Annotated in this window: 13 protein-coding genes; 6 read left to right on the forward strand and 7 right to left on the reverse strand. The window is 42.6% G+C overall.

Annotation, left to right across the window (positions count from 1 at the left end):
* Positions 1–94: 94 nt before the first annotated feature.
* From QZ576_RS09670 to acs, 6 genes are all read right to left on the reverse strand, one after another.
* A complete protein-coding gene (locus QZ576_RS09670) occupies positions 95–1222 on the reverse strand; it encodes a hypothetical protein (protein WP_297096520.1) in 1128 nt (375 codons plus the stop codon).
* 188 nt (positions 1223–1410) lie between these two features.
* Positions 1411–4653, reverse strand: a complete 3243-nt coding sequence (locus QZ576_RS09675; protein WP_297096522.1) for a S41 family peptidase — start codon at positions 4651–4653, stop codon at positions 1411–1413.
* Positions 4654–4714: 61 nt separating this feature from the next.
* Positions 4715–5482 (reverse strand): NAD-dependent protein deacylase, encoded by a 768-nt coding sequence (locus QZ576_RS09680; protein WP_297096523.1) that lies wholly within the window; start codon positions 5480–5482, stop codon positions 4715–4717.
* A gap of 214 nt (positions 5483–5696) precedes the next feature.
* The gene (locus tag QZ576_RS09685) at positions 5697–8390 is read right to left on the reverse strand and encodes a bifunctional acetyl coenzyme A synthetase (ADP forming), alpha domain/GNAT family N-acetyltransferase (RefSeq protein ID WP_297096526.1); all 2694 of its coding nucleotides are present in this window, start codon (positions 8388–8390) and stop codon (positions 5697–5699) included.
* A gap of 299 nt (positions 8391–8689) precedes the next feature.
* A complete protein-coding gene (locus tag QZ576_RS09690) occupies positions 8690–9985 on the reverse strand; it encodes an OFA family MFS transporter (protein WP_297096528.1) in 1296 nt (431 codons plus the stop codon).
* Positions 9986–10154: 169 nt separating this feature from the next.
* Positions 10155–12077, reverse strand: a complete 1923-nt coding sequence (gene acs / locus QZ576_RS09695; protein WP_297096530.1) for an acetate--CoA ligase — start codon at positions 12075–12077, stop codon at positions 10155–10157.
* A gap of 630 nt (positions 12078–12707) precedes the next feature.
* Here acs and QZ576_RS09700 point away from each other — a divergent pair.
* From QZ576_RS09700 to QZ576_RS09725, 6 genes are all read left to right on the forward strand, one after another.
* Positions 12708–13628: a phosphate acyltransferase gene (locus QZ576_RS09700; RefSeq protein WP_297096532.1), complete on the forward strand. Its 921-nt coding sequence runs from the start codon at positions 12708–12710 to the stop codon at positions 13626–13628.
* A gap of 8 nt (positions 13629–13636) precedes the next feature.
* A complete protein-coding gene (gene buk, locus QZ576_RS09705; protein WP_297096534.1) occupies positions 13637–14719 on the forward strand; it encodes a butyrate kinase in 1083 nt (360 codons plus the stop codon).
* 191 nt (positions 14720–14910) lie between these two features.
* Complete coding sequence (locus QZ576_RS09710) at positions 14911–15990, forward strand: mannose-1-phosphate guanylyltransferase (protein WP_297096536.1); 1080 nt, start codon at positions 14911–14913, stop codon at positions 15988–15990.
* 87 nt (positions 15991–16077) lie between these two features.
* Positions 16078–17379, forward strand: a complete 1302-nt coding sequence (gene fucP / locus QZ576_RS09715) for an L-fucose:H+ symporter permease (RefSeq protein WP_297096538.1) — start codon at positions 16078–16080, stop codon at positions 17377–17379.
* 1 nt (position 17380) lies between these two features.
* Positions 17381–17728 carry an L-rhamnose mutarotase gene (locus QZ576_RS09720; protein WP_297096540.1) on the forward strand — a complete coding sequence of 116 codons (348 nt, stop codon included), beginning with the start codon at positions 17381–17383 and terminating at the stop codon, positions 17726–17728.
* 129 nt (positions 17729–17857) lie between these two features.
* Positions 17858–19114 carry a cation:proton antiporter gene (locus tag QZ576_RS09725; RefSeq protein WP_297096542.1) on the forward strand — a complete coding sequence of 419 codons (1257 nt, stop codon included), beginning with the start codon at positions 17858–17860 and terminating at the stop codon, positions 19112–19114.
* 68 nt (positions 19115–19182) lie between these two features.
* Here QZ576_RS09725 and QZ576_RS09730 read toward each other — a convergent pair.
* The coding region (locus QZ576_RS09730; protein ID WP_297096544.1) for an RNA polymerase sigma factor RpoD/SigA at positions 19183–19899 on the reverse strand (717 nt) is incomplete at its 5' end.

Consider the following 19899-nt stretch of genomic DNA (forward strand, 5'->3'; position numbering starts at 1 on the left):
AGCATTGTCGTTGGCTCCTCTTGCAATAGCTGTTGCAGGAGGAGTTTTTTATTGAGCAGGTGACTTTAAGTCACCTGCTCAATACTGTTACTATTTACCGATACCGCCTAAAAAAGCTATACAACTCGTCGGTAAGTTGTTTGTAAATCGGCCTTGTAAATTCGATAAACAAATCCTGATGAGCAGGCAGCGGAACTGCTTTTTGTTGTGTCAGCGCAAATTGTTCGTCGCTTAAAGCCTCTTCGTCGCCGGCAAAAATGGCATATTGGTTTACCCAGGTAAACGAGCCGGGAATCAGGTTGTCGCGCAACAATTTGTCGTTCTGAAAATCTACAATCCGGTAGTTCAGGCGACCTCCGGAAATTACTTCGTCGGTATACGTTTTTAGTTTTGCCTGGTAGGTTTTATTTACAAAAGTAGAATCGGTAACCGGTACTTTTACCCGTTTTGTGAGGCTCTCTTCTTTTTCATTACGAACCAGGTTGCCCACCGAAAAATCGTAAAATTCCATGCGCACCACAAAGTCAGGATTTAACTCAAAATTCTCCGCCTGCTGAGGTGAAAAAAAGTTTACAAATCCACTTGACGGGAATTGATTGTTTACGTATTCAAACACTTGGTTATAAAAGAACTCAGAACTTAACTGGTAGGTTTTTGTGCGTACAGTAACGGCCTCAACAACCACATTAACGGTGGCCAGTTCCTTGGCAATCGCCATTTTTTCGTGTGTGTCTTTATAACCCGGAATCCACTGATCGGCTCTTGCAAAATGATCGAAGGCAGTTCGTGCACTTTCGCGCGATTCCTGTTCCATAAAATGCAATCCTGCCTGGTAACGGTCTTCGGCAGCTTTTTCGTGTGCCATATTTAATTCCGAACTGTATGATTTTGGATCCGGAAATAGTTTGCGGGCAGCCGGGGTACTTCTAATTTGGTCGCTCATCCCGTTCACACGGTTCATAATGGCAATGGTGCGTTCCCATTTAAATGCTTCGTTCGATGTCAGTGTTTGGTCAATTTCTTCCTGCGACCACTCAATGGCCATCGGGTATCCTTCTTTTAAAACTTTTAAAGCTTTGTCGTTGTCTGGATTCGATTTTAAACGCTCAACAGCTTTTGAGATAGCGTCGTAATAATCGCCGCGCTGCAGTGCTTTTTGGCCCGACGAACATGAAAATAATACGAGTGGTAGCAATAGTAATAAAAGGTAAGGTCGTTTCATTTTGGTATAAAAACAGTTTGTTCGGGCAAATATAGAATTTTAAAAACAGGGAACGCTGATGACGCAGATTTAAATGATTAACGCAGAAAAGAACAGCAAGCTGTGTAAATAAAAAATGCGCCAAATGGTTCAAAACCACTTAGCGCATTTTTACAATTTATTGCCTGCGTTCTAATATCCTGTATACGTTATTCTTCTCTCCATTTTGAACGGTTAGGAGGAGTAGGATTTTCCACTTTTTTAACCGGATTTTTCTCCAGTTCCTCCAACAGGAATTCAACCGCTTTTTCAATGCCCGGATCTTCGCCTTTCGCCAGTTGTTCAGGTCGGTCAACTACTTTTATATCCGGCGACACACCAATACCTTCAATAACCCATTCGCCCTGTTCGTCGAAAATACCAAAACGTGGAACAGAAATATAGCCGCCATCAACCAATTCTGCATTTCCTGAAATACCAACCAAACCTCCCCAGGTTCGGGTACCGATCAGTGTTCCCAGTCCTTTCTTTTTGAAATAATAAGGGAAAGCATCGCCACCCGACGATGAATAACCATTGATCAACATCGCTTTTGGTCCGTCGTGTGCAATGGCCGGTGTTTTCATTGGCGTTAAGCCATTTCTTTGCCAGTAGCTCAGTGTTTTTCTGTCGAGCAAGTCGGCCATAACATCAGGAATAAACCCACCTCCGTTGTAGCGGTCGTCAATAATCAGTGCCTCTTTGTTGTGGTAGGCGTACATGCCTTTAAATAATTCGCGGTTTCCTTCAACAGCCGTGTTTGGCACGTGTATGTAGCCAATGCGTCCGTCCGAAAGTTTGTCAACCATTGCACGTCTTTCGAGTACCCAATTGTAGTAGCGCAGGTTTTGCTCGCTGCTAATCGGTTTAATCATCGATGAACGTGCTCCTTCTGCTTTGGGATCAGCATTTACTTTTATCTCAATTCGTTTGCCGGCTGTGTTTTCTAAAGCCAGGTAAGGATTATCGTCAGTGGTAATGTTTTTACCGTTTATGCTGATGATGTAGTCTCCTTCGTTTACGTCGATTCCCTGTTCTGTCAATGGCGAACGAAGTGATTCATTCCAGTTTTGGCCTTCGTAAATTTGCGAGACTTTATAACGTCCGGCGTTTGTGTCGGCAGTAAGTTTTGCGCCAAGTAAACCGCCTTCAACGCGTTTTACCTGTTTAAAATCGCCCCAGTTGGCGTATGCGTGACCGGCATTTGCTTCCGAAATAATTTCATGGAAAAGATAGTCCAGATCAGCACGGTGTCCCACATAAGGCAGCAATTGCTGATAATTTTCTTTTACTGCTTCCCAGTCAACGCCGTGCATGTTGTTTACATAGAAATAGTCGCGGAAAATGCGCCAGCCATCCTTGTAAATTTGCGCCCACTCCAGTTTCGGATCGATTTTCATTTCCAGGTTATCGAGATTCAATTTTCCATCTCCTGATTTTATGCCGGGTTTTATTTTAGCAATGGCAAAATCCCTTCCCGGACGGTATAAAATCGATTCTCCATCGGCAGAAACAATGGCCTGACGGGCTCCTTCAACAATGGTTTCTTCTTTTCTGTCCTTTAAGTTGTAACGCTGTAATTTTCCACCGTTAATGTACATTACACCGTTTTCCACCGCCAGCAGATTCCTGTAATCACCTGAATTAAGTGGGAGAGCAATTATACGCTGGTTAATGTTTTCAACATCAATTACCACGTCCTCGCTTTCTTCTTCAGAATTGCTTTCTTCCGTTTTTTCTTCGTCAGATTTTACCGGCTCAACATCGTTCTCGAATTTGAAAATATTCTCGCCGTCTTTTTGCAATATCATCGCATAAATACGTGTAGAATTGTTGTACACGTAACTAAATTCGAAGCTTGAAAAATCGAGGTTGAAATCGCGATCCGAAAGGAAAAACAGGTATTCTCCATCGGTTGAGAAAACCGGGGAGTAGTCGTTATAACGGTCGTCGGTTAACTGGATCGTGTTTTCATTCTCAACGTTGTACGCCCAAATGGCAGTTTGTCCGTTTGCCGATTCTTTTGAGTAGGTTACCCATTTTGAATCGGGTGAGAAATTATACGAACGAATTTCGCTTTGAGCTGCGTGATCAATTGTAACCTCTTTTTTTGTGTCAACATTCAGCAATTTCAGATTTAAGGTGCGGTCGGAATAAACCATGTATTTGCTGTTTGGCGACCATTCGCTGTCGTATTTCCAAGCCGATGAGTTTTTGGTAATTTGCTCCGGTTCGGCACCTTCTTTATTTTCCAGCAGGTAAATTTCGTATTCACCGCTCTCATCCGAGTAATACGATATGTATTTTCCGTTTGGCGACCACTGCGGATAAATTTCACGAACGCCTTGCGTTTTGGTTAAATTCTCGGTAATTCCTTTTTCTGCCGGAACAGAAAAAATGTCGCCGCGTGCATCAAACAAGGCACGTTTGGCAGTTGGCGAAACGCTGTAACTGTGAATATTGTCGGCTACATTTTTAAAGTAAGGCAACAGATTTGGATTGTCGAAATGCAGATTAATTGTAAGTTTTGTGGTTTCTCCGTTTTCAAGGTTGGTTTTATAAATGTATCCGCCATTTTCGAAAACGATTTGTCCGTTTTCGCCCGATGGCCACATTACATCAAAATCAGTGAAATTAGTTACTTGCTTTACTTCTTTCGAGTCGCTATTATAACTGTAAATATTGAATTTCAAATCGCGGTCGGAAGCAAAGAAAATCTCATTTCCATGCCAGGTTGGCCACTGATCGGAACCGGCAAAATCGGTAATCTGCTCTGAAACGTCTTTCTCTAAATCGTAAATCCAAAGTTCGGTAGCACGGCCGCCTTTATATCTTTTCCACGAGCGGAATTCGCGGTCAACCGGAGTAAAACAAAGTTTTGTGGCATCGGGCGATAAGGTTGCAAAACCACCGTTAATAATCTGCAATGGTTTTTCCAGTCCTCCTTCAATATTCACCAGGAAATATTTACCGTTTCGTTGTCCCCAAATGGTGCGGTTACCGCGAATAAGAATGTTTTTACTGTCGGGCGTCCAGTCGAGCACCACATTGTCGAAACCACCTCTGGGAGGCATCATTCCCACCGAGTTGTAGTAGGTGAGTTGTTTTGGCGTTCCGCCTTCAGCAGGCATTACATAAACCTGTCGGGTGCCTGAATATTCGGCCGAAAATGCGATCATTTTTCCATCGGGAGAAATTTTTGGAAATAGCTCTAAACCTTCGTGCGAGGTTAATCTTGTGGCGTCGCCACCGTTTGAGCTGACGGTCCAGATATCGCCGGCATAAACAAATGCCACGAGGTCGTTATTGATATCGGGAAATCGCAGCAATCTAGAATCGTTTTCTGCTTTAACACCGGTTGCAAAAACCAGCAATAAAATTAGTGATAGTGTGCGTTGTGCAATTTTATTCATATGACTTAATTTGAAATGGATTTTAATTGTAGACATAATTTTTGAGATCCGCAAGAATAATCTAAAGGTACAACAAGCGGCCCAGTTCGCTCATGGCTTCGGTGGCTTTCATTTCCAAGAAAATATCGGTAACTGTATTGGTGAAATGCGATGGTTGTATATTTATCTCGATGATTTTTGCTCCGTTATTTTTGGCTACTACCGGGATTTCTGCGGCCGGTAAAACTTCGGCATTGGTGCCGATAATCAGCAGCACATCGGCTTTGGCAGCTTCTTCATACGATCGTTTTTTTGCAAAAGCCGGAATGGGTTCGTTAAAGAAAACCATGTCGGGTTTTAAAATGCCTTTACAGACAAAACAAGTGGGAGGGAGGTAGTTCAGATCGGCAAAACTCATGTCGTATTCCGAGCTGCATTCGGTACAAATTAACTGCTTGTAAGTGCCATGAAGTTCGTAAACATACTTGCTTCCGGCTTTTTGGTGTAGGTGATCAATGTTTTGCGTGATAACAGCTTCAACAAAACTCCGCTCTTCCATTGTGGCCAGCATAATATGCGCAATATTAGGTTCGGCATCGCCCAAGGTGTCGTAAAAAATCTCCTTTATTTTTTTCCACGATTGCAGTGGTTTTTTCTGAAAATATTCGATTTCAAGAAAAATGGGGTGGGTAGTATTCCACAAACCATTTTCGCCGCGGAATGGCGGAATTCCACTTTCAACAGAAATACCGGCACCGGTAAACGCCACGGCATATCTCGATTTTCGGATAAGGTGCGAGGCCTGCCAGAGTTTATCGACCAGTGATTTTGTTAGTTTAGTAGAACTCATAGAATTTAATCCGTACAATTCATTCAAATACCCAATTAGTTTAAAACGACGTAAATTTCGTATCCATTTTTTGCGTTTCAAAAAATGGACTCAACTAAGTCGGGATTAACCCGGAAAACATGACTATTAATATAATCAAATGAACTATCCGGGTTAAAACTCCCGGAAACGTTGCTGTTTACCGGGAGATAACAATATTTATAGTAAAAGGTTTTTATTCCAGCTCCAGATCCTTGTTTACCGTTACAGTGGTGTCTTCGTTAAAACGGATCTTAAAATTCAGTTTTCGGAAAACCGAGATCATCGGTTTATTGTCGCGGGTGGTTTCGGCCGCCAGCTTTTTAATACCGCGCGTTTTGGCAATTTCGAGGCAGTAGCTGGTCAATGCAAATCCAAGCTCCTTTTTTTGCCATTTATCGGTAATCAACACGGCGTATTCCATAATTTCCACGTCAGGGTCGGCAATTAAACGTCCAACACCGATCAGCTCTTTAGTGCCATCCTCTTTTTCATGCTCGGCAACAATGGCAATTTCGCGGTCGTAATCGATAAAACAGAACTGCGAAGCCACCTCGTGCGAATCGAAATAGAAGTCGTAACGGAAACGGTGGTAAATGGATTCTTTCGAACAACTTCCCAGCAATTCAAGCCACATTGGTTCGTCTTCAGGGCGAATTGGTCGAAGCGTAATTGGCGTACCATCTCGCAAAGTTGCTTCCTTTATCAGGCTTTCCGGGTACGGGCGCATAATCAGGTGCGAGTATTCTTTTGCCGGATTTATCAGCAATTCTTCATCAACGGCAATACGTGCATCAAGCGCAATTACATCTTTTGGCGTAACGATAAGCGGATTAATATCCAGTTCTTCAATTTCAGGATAATCAGCCGCCAGATACGACATGCGGATAAGAACTTCTATCAATTTATCGATATTTTTAGGTGCATCGCCACGCCAGCCTTTCAGCAATGGATATATTTTTAATGATCTTAGCATTTGACGGGCAAGGTGCTCGTTTAACGGCGGGAATTCCAGGCGCTGATCTTTAAACAATTCGGCCGTTGTTCCGCCCATACCAACCAGCATTACCGTTCCGAAAACCGGATCTTTTTTTGTCCCGACAATCAGTTCTATACCGTCTCGTGTGTCAACCATCTTTTGTACGGTAATACCCTCGATTTTGGCCTCAGGGCGTTTTTCAGCCGCCATTTTTACCATGTTGCGGAAAGTTGCCCGCACCATTTCTTCGTTTTCAATATTCAGCGCAACGCCGCCAACATCCGATTTATGGATGATATCAGGCGAGTATATTTTCAGCACCACCGGGTAGCCTTTTTGTTCTGCAATTTTCACGGCTTCATCTTCGGTAGCCGCAGGGGTGGGGTGGGTGGTGTCGATACCATAATCGTTAACTAGCATTTTCGAATCGTCTTCGTTCAGCACTTTGGCTTTTGGGAAGACCTGAGTAAGGTATTTCTGGCGAAGCTCATTACGGTCGTACTGGAATGAAACCGGAACCTCACGTGGCGTTTCGTATAATATTTGCTGATTTTCTGAATAATCAGAAAGTGTCATAAATGCCCGGATGGCCTGCTCCGGTGCCGGATAATTTGATATGCCGTTTTGGTTCAGGATTTGAATACCTTCATGCATTGCAGCACCTCCTAACCACGAAGTCATTATCGACTTTGTAGTATTTTTCGACATACTGGCAATTGCCTGTGCCGTGGCTGTCGGATCGGTCATCGCCTGAGGTGTGAGCAGAACCAACACCGCATCAACTTCTTTGTCTTCCAAAACAATCTCTGCAGCTCTTGCAAAACGTTGTGGTGTGGCATCTCCCAATACATCAACCGGGTTGCCGTGTGACCAAAATGAAGGCAGATAATCGTTCAGTTTTTGCATGGTTTCTTCCGATAATTTTACCAGACTTCCACCCATTGAAAGCAGTGCGTCGGTAGCCATTACTCCCGGACCGCCGGCGTTGGTAACAATCGCCAGACGGTTACCTTTAGGAATGCGTTTGCGGCCTACCAAATCGGTAAAATCAAAGATGTTTCCAAATTCAAAGACCCTTGCCAATCCTGCTCTACGAAATACGGCATCGTAAACCGAATCCTCGGAAGCCATTGCCCCGGTATGAGACGCAGCTGCAGCTGCTGATTCGGGGTATCGTCCGGATTTGTATACGATAATCGGTTTTTCGCGAGAAAAAGCACGTGCTGCCGACATAAATGTTCTCGCGTTTGCAATCGATTCAACATAAAGCACAATGGATTTGGTGTTCGGATCCTGCCCGAAATAATCGATTAAATCACCAAAACTTACGTCCATGGAATTTCCGATAGAAACGAAATTGGAAAAACCGATGTTGGATTCGAAAGCCCAGTCGAGAACCGAAGTACAAAGCGCACCCGATTGCGAAATAAACGCTACATGTCCTTTTTTAGGCATTGTTTGAGCGAAACTTACATTCATATTCAGGCCGGGAACTAAAATGCCCAGGCAGTTCGGACCAACGATTCGCATATCGGGGAATTTCGCCTTTTCAGCTTTTACCTGCTCTTCCAGCTTTTTTCCGGCTTCGCCTGCTTCCTTAAAACCGGCCGACATAATTATTACGCCGTGAATTCCGGCCTCGCCACAATCTTGAACCAATTGCGGAACGGCTTCAGCAGCCGTCATAATTACCGCCAGGTCGGGTGTTTTGGGCAGGCTTTTTACATCGGGGTAGCAAGGAATTCCAAAAACGGCTTCGCGCCTTGGATTTACCGGGTAAACAACACCGTTAAATCCTCCTCCCACTAAATTTCGTAAGGTGATCCCGCCCACGCTGTCGGGATTATTTGAAACTCCAACCAGGGCAATTCGTTTTGGTCTGAAAATACTATCGAGTTTTTTTATGGCCATGTTTCATCGTTTTTTGGTTTATATCGGACATCAGCATTTGGTTGATCCGTAAGGATGACTGATTTGGGTTATAAATTTCATGAAAAAATACCAAGTTCTAAAATGTTCCGAAATTGGGCGTTTATTATACTGCTCGGTGTAATGTTAATTGAATTAGTTAGTTACGGGTTTTGTATGTAAATGGTAGCTGCAAACTATGCTGTAAAACAATAAGAATTTGCCGTGTTTTAAAGCATACATCGTCTAAAACAAGTGTTTGTAAACAAAAAAGCGCCTTTGCAGACGCTTTTCCTGAATCCTTATTTTGGTGGTTTTGTAAGCAAAATGATAACGCTGCCAATTAAACAGGCAACTCCGGCGATTATAAAAGGAGCCATCCAAACTATTGGTCCGGATGATGCTGTTGCCGAATCCTTAAAATGGCCTGCAAGCTGAGGGCCTGCAATTCCTGCAAAACCGTAGGCAGTAAACATCCAACCGTAGTTTTTACCAACGGTGTTATTCCCAAAAAAGTCAGCAGTAATGGCCGGGAACAGTGCAAAGTTTCCACCAAAGTTGAAACCGATGATACAAGCGCTGGCAATAAATCCTGATGTTACGCCAAAACGAATAAATACGTGGTAGGTCATTAGCATAATCACACCTTGAAAAAGTGTCATAAAAAATATGGCTCTTTTCCGTCCCAGTTTATCCGATAGCATTCCCCAAACGATTCGTCCCAGTCCGTTAAATATGGCGTACCAAGCCATTGCAGTTCCGGTAATAACTCCGGCATTTGCAATTCCGTTATACTCCAATGCATCAATTCCAAAAAGTTTTATGCAGTAAATTACCATCAGACCGGCAAGGGCAGAAAAAATGAACACCACCCAAATGGCATAAAATTGTTTGGTACGAAGCATGTGGCTGGAATCAAACTCAACGCCACCCGATGTTTTGGCAGTGTGGTTAACTGGTGGCTCATAACCTTCGGGTTTGTAGCCTTCGGGAGGATTGACCATTACCAGAGAGCCAAGCACCACCATAACTGCGAACACAATTCCGTAAATTACAAATACACTCTGAACGCTTGGCAAACCAAAGGCGCTGCTGGTATTTAACAGGCCGCCGAACCACGAACCTGCCAGTTTGACCCAAATGGTTGCGCCAAAGCCAAACCCGGCTACGGCCAACCCGGTTATCAATCCTTTTTTATCGGGGAACCATTTTACGCCAACAGCAATAGGAACAACGTAGGCGAGGCCGATTCCGGCACCTCCCAATATTCCAATAAATAGTAGTTGGGCAATCAATGAACTTCCAAATAGTCCACCTAAAATATATCCGGCACCTAAAACCAGGCCACCGGTTAATGCAACAACTGTGGGGCCTGATTTGGCTTGCCACTTTCCGGCAAAAACCATTACCACGGCAAATGTGGCCAGGCCAATAGAAAATACCCAGGCGGTTTGTGTGGCCGAGAAGCCATAGTCGCCGTTGGGATCGGTTAATAATGCGGTAAATACAGACCAGGCATAAATAGCGCCCAAAGCCAATTGTATAAGTATGGCTCCAATCACTACTATCCATCGGTTAGTAATTTTTAGTCCTTTCATTTTTTTTGGTTTACATCATTTGATTTTTGGAGAACAAGCAATAAATCTTAAAATGCTTTTGCTTGGAAATGAGCATTTTTATGATAGTCAGGTTGATTTAACTATTTAATTAAAGGTTGATTAAAAAGAAAACAGACACCTTGGTGAGAAGATGTCTGTTTGTGTGCGCTTATCGTTTTACTTCAACTTTTGCTCCGTCGATAATTTCTTCAACTACGCCCGGATCGAGTAAAGTAGATGTGTCGCCAAGGTTGGTAGCATCGCCTTCTCCGATCTTACGAAGAATACGTCGCATAATTTTTCCCGACCTCGTTTTTGGCAGACCACTAACAATTTGAATTTTATCGGGTTTGGCAATTGGCCCGATAAATTTATTTACAGTAGCTTTTATTTCTGCTTCAATATTTTCCAATTCGAAATCGGTCATATCTTCACAAATTACATAGGCATAAATACCGGCTCCTTTAATTTCATGCGGATATCCAACCACCGCCGATTCAACTACTTTCGGATGTTGGTTAATGGCATCTTCTACTTCGGCTGTACCAATACGGTGACCGGAAACATTAATTACATCATCGATGCGGCCGATTATACGGTAGTAACCTTCTTCGTCGCGCTTGGCGCCATCGCCGGTGAGATAATAACCGGGGAAGGATGCAAAGTAAGTTTGGTAGCATCGCTTATGATCGCCCCAGGTAGTGCGCAACATGCCGGGCCAAGGGTGTTTCATGCAGAGAATTCCTTCAACGCTGTTGCCTTTCAATTCGTTACCTTCATGGTCGAGCAACACCGGCTGAATTCCCGGCAATGGCAATGTCGCCAACGAAGGTTTGGTAGGCGTAATTCCTGCTAGTGGTGTAATCATTATACCACCGGTTTCGGTTTGCCACCAGGTATCTACAATCGGGCAACGGCCTTTTCCTACAAGGTCGTGATACCAGCGCCAGGCTTCTTCGTTGATGGGCTCTCCAACAGTACCCAAAACTTTTAGCGAGCTCAGGTCGTATTTTGTTACCCATTGGTCGCCTTGCGCCACTAATGCACGAATGGCAGTTGGTGCGGTGTAGAATTGGTTGATCTTGTATTTATCTACGATTTCCCAGAAACGCCCTGCGTCGGGCCAGGTTGGTACACCTTCGAACATAACCGAAGTAGCTCCGGTTAACAGCGGGCCATAAACAATGTACGAGTGGCCGGTTACCCAACCAATATCGGCGGTACACCAGTAAATATCTCCGTCGCTGTATTGAAATACATTTTTAAAGGTGTATTCGGCATAAACCATGTAGCCGGCAGTAGTGTGTACCACTCCTTTTGGTTTTCCTGTCGATCCCGAAGTATATAGGATGAACAGTACATCCTCAGCATCCATTGTTTCTGCTTCGTTTTCACTACTCACATTAGCAATCAAATCGTGCCACCAGATGTCTCTTCCGTCAACCCATTGTATTTCTTCCTCGGTACGTTTTAAAATAACAGTCATTTCTACCGACGGACATTTTTCAACCGCTTCGTCGGCAATACTTTTTAACGGTATTGATTTGGTGCCGCGGAATCCACCATCGGAAGTAATTACAACTTTGGCTTCTGCATCGTTAATACGGTCGGCCAGCGCGGTTGCCGAGAATCCTGCAAAAACAATGGAGTGAATGGCCCCAATTCGGGCACATGCCAACATGGCGATGGCCAGCTCGGGAACCATTGGCAGGTAGAGAGCAACCCGGTCGCCTTTTTTAACGCCGATCTTTTTTAATCCATTGGCAAATTGTTTTACTTTTTCGAACAACTCGCCATAGGTCAGTTTAATTTCCGGTTCTTTTGGGTCGTTGGGTTCCCAAATAATCGCAACCTGGTCTTTTCGCATAAACATGTTACGTTCAAAAATATTCTCGGTGATGTTCAGTTTGCCGTTCACAAACCAATTTACATCGGGGGCACCATCCCCGTCGAATTTGTAATCGAGAACCTGGTCCCATTTCTTACGCCAATAATGGCTTTCGGCTATTTTTCCCCAAAAATTGTCGGGGTCAGCCACACTTTCCTTGTACTTCTGAAAGTACTCGGCTAAACTTGTGATTTTATTTTCCATCGCAGCTATCTTTTGGTTAATTAATAAAATGAATCGAGTATAATGAGTGGCCCCGTAGAAACTACAGGAGCCCTTAAAGAATGCCTTGTGCACGGTATTTTCCCGGTAAAAAGGTGTTTTTGCTTTTTGCAGGAAGATTTACTTCGGATGATTTGTCGAAGAAAATTGAAATAGCGAAGTATGGTCGATTTGAAATCAAGTTGAACATGGATAAACAACTTAATATTACAACGTTTGAAAATAGTATAAAATCTCTTTTGACAGAAAGATTTTGATATATTGTAAAACACCATATTGTCGTTTGAAAAACATTGATTTACATTTGATTAAGACAAGTATTTTCCCTAATTTTAAAAGAATCTACTCTATTTAAACACATTTATATTTTGTAAGGTTCATGCACTGCTTAATTCAAAATGGTTATGCGCACCGATTTCTTGGAATATTGAAAAATGGCAAACCCCAAGTTTTGCGGGGTAAATTATTTCAGATTCTTAGCAAATCGTAAGTCGCTGAATACTAATTCTAAGTTTAAAATTTTTAGAGGTGGTTTACAACATAAAAATTGCTGAGAAAAGTTATCGGATGTGAACCTTGCGCGTCGTAACTTCGGGCTAAAATTGCTACACAATGAGTATAAACAATTTTACAGAGCTTCTTGAAGTGGTAAAAAAGCAACCTCCGAAACGGGTTGTGGCGGTTAACGGTGTTGATGTAAGTACCTTGGAAGCCATGCACGACGCGGTTGAACTGGGGGTTGTAATACCAATAATAACCGGCGACCGGACGATTATTGAAGAGTCGTGCAAAAAGCTGGGAATCGATATTTCGGATTATCAGATCTATGATGCCAAATCCATCCGCGAAGCAACCGACAAAGCTGTAGAGCTTATTCATGAAGACAAGGCCGATGTGTTGATGAAAGGAATGGTTTCGACCGATAAATTCATGCGTGCTTTGCTGAGAAAAGAAAACAACCTGGTTCCGGCAAAAGGTACGTTAAGCCATGTTTCGGTTATGGATAATCCGAATTACCACAAACTGCTTGTTTTTAGCGATGCCGCGGTTTTACCTTATCCCGATCTGAAACAAAAGATATTAATGACAGATTACCTCATTTGTGCAGCAAAATCGCTGGGTGTAAAGCAGCCAAAAGTTGCGGTAATTGCGCCTACCGAGCAAATTATTATTTCCATTCAGTCGTGTATGGACGGCGCTACAATTGCCAAAATGTCGGAGCACGGCCAAATCGAAGGAGGTTTGGTTGATGGCCCCATGGCGCTTGATGTGGCTATTAATGCCGACTCAGCTGAAGTAAAAGGTTTTACATCTCCGGTTGCTGGCGATGCCGATTGTTTGCTGTTTCCGAACATTGATGCGGCCAACGTTTTTTACAAAACAAACTCAAAACTGGCCAAAGCCGAAATGTCGGGAATTATTGCCGGAGCGAAAGTGCCTGCAGTGGTATCATCGCGTGGCGATAGTAGAAAAACAAAGTTGAATTCTGTGGCGCTTGCATCAATTGTAAGTTACCAGATTAGTAATACGTAAATCATTTTATGCACCAGGTTCTTGCAATAAATCCGGGTTCTACCTCCACAAAGTTTGCTGTTTATAACGAAAAGGAATGTGTTTTTACCAAAACCATTCGGCATCCTCTCGAGCAACTACTTCGCTATAAAAATATTGTCGACCAGTTTGCTTTTCGAAAAGGTGTGATCATTGACGCTTTGGTTGAAGAAGGCATTGAAGTAGATGCGATTAAATACATTATCGGCCGCGGTGGTCTGACTTATCCTTTGGAATCGGGCGTTTACAAAGTTAACAACCTGATGCTCGACCATTTGCGTGAAGGTATAATGGGACATCATGCCAGTAACTTAGGTGGTATGCTGGCCGATTATATTGCTTTGCAAATTCCAAATGCAAAAGCATTTATTGCCGATCCGGTAGTAACCGATGAAATGGATGATGTGGCTCGTTTTGCCGGTCATCCACGGTTTCAGCGGCAATCGATTTTTCATGCACTAAACCAAAAAGCAACAGCGCGTTTACATGCCAAAAAGGTAAAAACGAATTATAAAGAGTTACGCTTAATAATCGCACACTTGGGTGGAGGAATCTCAGTTGGAGCGCATAAAAACGGCCGTGTTGTTGATGTTAACAATGCACTCGACGGGGAAGGGCCTTTTAGCCCTGAGCGTTCGGGAACACTGCCTGTTGGCCAAGTTATTGATCTTTGTTTTAAGGGTAAATACTCGCAGGAACAAATTCGCAGAATGGTGGTTGGCGAAGGTGGTTTTGTGGCTTATCTGGGCACAAACGATGCTTTGGAAGTGGAGAAACGCGTTAAAAAAGGTGACGAAAATGCAAAGTTGGTTCAGGAAGCGTTGTTCTACCAGGTGTCTAAAATGATTGGTGAAATGGCCGTTGTGCTCGAAGGAAAAGTAGACGGAATATTATTAACCGGTGGTTTGGCCTACAACAAACAACTGGAGGCATACATTCGGAATAAAGCTGGTTTTATTTCAGAAGTGTTTGTTTACCCGGGAGAAGATGAACTGGAAGCGCTTGCGAAGAATGCGCTTCGTGTTGCCAATGGCGAAATTGAGGCCAAAGAATACAATCCGGTCAGGGAATAAGCAGTCGTCGCAAATCCGTGAATATTTTCTGAAATTTAAACCTCCATCTTGCCGTGGCTTGTCGGGGCAATTTATTACATTGCAATTCAAAAATAAATTTGAGCATAAAATGAGCGAAAGAGTGCATCAATACTCGTAAAAATGATCGGCTTATTTTATCGGCAATTTGATAAACTTACAATTGAAACTATATGAAAAATCTGTATACCCTAATCATGGCGGGAGGCTCGGGAACACGATTCTGGCCACGCAGTAAAACAGCAAAACCAAAACAATACCTGAATATTTTTGGCGAACAATCGCTTCTTCAGGACACAATTGAACGATTTGCAACGTTCACCAAAGAGGAAAATATCTACATCGTTTCAAGTGCAACGCAGGCAAAAGTGCTTGAGGAACAAACTCCGATGTTGCCCAAAGAAAACCTGATTTACGAACCGATTGGCAGAAATACCTTACCATGTATTGGTTTGGCGGCTATGTATGCCGAGCGCGAAAATCCGGATGGCGTGATGGTTGTTTCTCCGTCTGATCATTTAATTACAAATAATGCTTTGTTCGAGGATACCGTTTTAGCTGCTGCTAAAATTGCCAACGAGCGCGATGGTATTGTTACGCTTGGAATTACGCCAACCTATCCGGCAACGGGTTACGGTTATGTACAAACCGCCGAAGATATTACCGGCGACGAAAAAATAAAGCAGTTTAAAGTAGAACGTTTTGTGGAAAAACCGGATGAGGCTACCGCCACGGATTACCTGAAACAAGGTGGTTTTTACTGGAACAGTGGATTGTTTGTTTTCAAAGTATCGGTTTTCCTGAAAGCGGTTGAAGAGTTTGCCCCTGAATTGTATGCTGATTTGCGCAAAATTCAGGCTGATTTTGGCAATCCAACATATCCGGAGACACTCGATACCATTTACCGCGCAGTTGAGAGCATTTCGGTTGATTATGGAATTATGGAGCACGCCAAAAATATTTACCTGGTTGAAGGAAATTTCGATTGGAATGACCTTGGCAGTTGGGAGTCGGTTTATCAAACCGATAAAAAAGATGAAAATGGCAATGCCGGAATGGGAGAGGCTATCTTTTTAGACTCTAAAAACTCGTATGTATCTACTGATGATGGTTTGGTTGCCGTTGTTGGCCTCGACGATGTAATTGTGGTGCGCGACGGAAATACCACCTTGGTTTGCAAACGCGATAATGCCGAAGACATAAAAAAGATTGTAGAAAAACTAAAAGCTGATAATAAGTTGGAGTACCTATAAATACCTTGCCCGGAGTTATTTCCGGGCAGGTTACTAAACCTGTACTAATTGCCAGTAATTTGGTAGATTAGTAAAACTTTTAAACCAATGAACAAAACTAAATCAATTGTGGTGGACAAGAAAATTCTTGTCCCGTTTATACTTATTACCTGCTTATTTGCGCTTTGGGGATTTGCCAACGACATTACCAATCCGTTGGTGGCGGCATTTCAAACGGTAATGGAAATTTCCACCGCAAAAGCTGCCATGGTGCAGTTTGCATTTTACGGCGGCTACGCTACTATGGCCATTCCTGCGGCACTAATCATAAAACGATATTCCTATAAAACCGGAATTATTATCGGCCTGGCTTTGTACGCCATTGGCGCTTTGTTGTTCTTTCCGGCTGCGCAATTCGAGATTTTTGGTTTTTTTCTGGTGTCGCTGTATATCCTGACTTTTGGTTTGGCTTTCCTGGAAACCACTGCCAATCCGTATATTTTATCAATGGGCGATCCCAAAACCGCAACACGTCGTTTGAATTTGGCACAGTCGTTTAATCCTTTGGGATCGATTTTGGGAATGATTGTAGCGTCAAAACTTATACTCTCGTCGTTAGAATCGGATAAACGGGATGCTGCCGGAAACCTGATTTTTGAAACCTTAAGCGCATCGGAAAAAGCTGCAATTCGCACCAACGATCTGGCAGTAATACGCGATCCATATGTAATTCTGGGATTTGTGGTAATTGTGATGCTGATAATCATTGCTGTATCAAAAATGCCAAAGCGCGAAAGCGCTGATCATGAAATTCATCCATGGCACTCGGCAAAACGATTGCTGCGAAATAAAATTTACAGGGAAGGCGTAATTGCACAGGTGTTTTACGTGGGAACGCAAATAATGTGCTGGACTTTTATTATTCAGTATGCCGATAACCTGGGGATTCCAAAAGCACAGGCACAGAACTACAATATTATTGCCATGGCGATTTTTATAAGCAGTCGTTTCATCAGCACCTTTTTAATGAAATACCTGAACGCTCGTTATATGTTGTTGCTTTTTGCAATCGGTGGAATGTGTACAACTGCAGGCGTAATTTTAATTCAGGGAATGATGGGATTGTATTTACTAATTGCCACGTCGGCATTTATGTCGCTGATGTTTCCAACTATTTACGGAATTGCGCTGGAAGATGTTGGCGACGATGCAACGCTTGGTGCTGCAGGTTTGGTAATGGCAATTGTTGGCGGAGCTTTAATGCCGCCGTTGCAAGGATTTATTATCGACCAGGGAACTATCGGGCCGCTTCCGGCGGTGAATTTTTCGTTTATTTTGCCTTTTATCTGCTTTGTTGTAATTGCAATTTATGGCAAAAGAACGTATAACGCATTTAAAACGGCACAATAAAATGGAGTACAAACGCTACTGTAAGGCTTTAAAACTGGAAGACAACCCGGAATTGATTGAGCAGTATAAAAAAGTTCATGCACCGGGTGCAGTTTGGCCGGAAGTAACCCAAAGCATGCGCGAAGTTGGGATTATTGATATGGAAATTTACCTGCTAGGGAACCAGTTGTTTATGATTATGGATACCGTTCCTGATTTTGACCACGATACTGCAATGAGTGAATTGGCCAACAAACCACGGCAGGCAGAATGGGAAGCTTATGTGTCGCAATTTCAGCAAACTTCTGAAACAGCAACAGCAGATGAAAAATGGCAATTAATGGAGCAAATTTATAAATTGGGAAATTAATTTTTGTAGCCGAACCATCAGTATTTACTGAGTATGAAGTGTTTCAATGTGAAAGATGAAACGCACTGTTTTTCATAAAAACAATTGTATTATCCAACTGTTTGTGTATCTTAAAACAAAGATTTCTCTATGAGTGCATACCTCTTTTTGATTGGCCTTTGTGTCATTATCATATTTTCCTTTTTCACAAATATGTTTTCGCGGAAAACCAACGTGCCCAGCGTGTTGATTTTAATTTTGCTGGGTGTTGGTGTGCAGCAATTAATGACCTACTTTGAAATGGAGCCCGATTATTTCTGGGCGCTCGAAGTACTGGGGATTGTTGGCTTAATAATGATCGTACTCGAAGCAGCTCTCGATTTAGAGTTGAAAAAGGAGAACTGGCCACTGATTTGGAAATCGTTTACTATCGCTTCTTTATCGCTCGGATTAACAGCGGTTTCCATCGCATTTCTTATTCAGTTTTTTATTCCCGAAATCAACTTTTTGCCTGCATTGGTTTATGCGTTACCACTCTCAATAATGAGTAGTGCGATCATTATTCCAAGTGTGGCCAACCTTACAAAATACAAGCGCGAGTTTCTGATTTACGAAAGTACTTTCTCTGATATTCTCGGCATTATGGTGTTTTACATGATTGTTGAAAACCTTAATGTGGAAGGGATGCGCCAGCTTAGTTTTGCCATTGGGAGCAACATTGTTCTTACGCTGGTAATTTCGGTGGTGCTGTGTTATGGTTTGCTTTATATCATCCAAAATATTAAAGGCGATGCAAAATTCTTTTTGTTTCTGGCAGTGCTGGTTTTGCTTTATGCGGTTGGAAAAATGTTCCACCTGTCATCATTAATTATAATTTTAATGTTCGGTTTGCTGCTGCGTAATTATAAAGTTTTGCTTTTCGGAAGGTTGCGGGAGTGGTTAAACGACTCCAAAATCGACGGACTTTTCGATCAGTTTAAAATGATTACCAAAGAAACGGCATTCTTGGTTCGTACATTCTTCTTTGTGGTTTTTGGAATGACTTTGCCATTGGCTTCGTTATTTAGCTGGAAAGTTTGGCTGATAAGCGTAATCTTCCTGGCAGTAACTTACATTTTGCGTTTTGGCTTGTTCTACGTAATCGAACGAAAAGATACGCTGCCACAAACTTTTATTGCACCAAAAGGATTAATTACCGTGCTGTTGTTCTTTGCTATTCCCGAATCGTTACGGGCCGAAAAATTTGAAGGAGCAGTATTGTTTGTGGTAATTATTGCTACTAGTTTAATTATGGCGTGGGCTTTAATTGCAACTAAAAGCACAAATACGAAAGATGGGGGAGAAGAAGAAATTAAAAGCAGTGATGAGGGAGAAAAACCAGATTATATTGAGATGCCGATTGACTAAATGAGATGCTGATTAACTAAAATAAAAAAGGTTGCCATTTTGTAATGACAACCTTTTCTTTTTTCTTCTTAGCCCAGATATGATTTTAATAATTTGCTACGCGATGTATGTCTTAATCGTCTGATAGCCTTTTCTTTTATCTGCCTTACCCTTTCGCGGGTTAATCCAAATCGTTCACCGATTTCCTCCAATGTCATTTCCTGGCACCCTATGCCAAAAAACAGTTTAATGATGTCACTTTCTCGCTCAGTCAAAGTTGCTAATGCGCGGAAAATTTCTCTAGCCAAAGATTCGTTGATAAGGCTTTTGTCGGCATTTGGCGAATCGTTGTTCACCAGAACGTCCAACAGACTGTTATCTTCACCATCAACAAATGGTGCATCAACTGATACATGTCTTCCTGATACTCTTAAAGTATCAGAAACCTTATCTGCAGGCAGCTCTAATGTTTCAGCTAACTCTTCAGGCGACGGTTTACGTTCGTGTTCTTGCTCGAATTTTGAATAAGCTTTATTGATCTTATTCAGAGAACCTACCTGGTTCAGTGGCAAACGAACGATACGCGACTGCTCAGCAAGCGCTTGAAGAATTGATTGGCGAATCCACCATACTGCGTAAGAAATGAACTTAAAACCGCGGGTTTCGTCGAATTTTTCGGCTGCTTTAATCAAACCAAGGTTTCCTTCGTTAATTAAATCGGGTAAGCTGAGTCCCTGATTTTGGTACTGCTTTGCCACCGATACTACAAATCGAAGGTTTGCTCTTGTTAATTTCTCCAAAGCCGC

The sequence above is a fragment of the uncultured Draconibacterium sp. genome, from assembly GCF_913060805.1.
Taxonomy (GTDB): domain Bacteria; phylum Bacteroidota; class Bacteroidia; order Bacteroidales; family Prolixibacteraceae; genus Draconibacterium.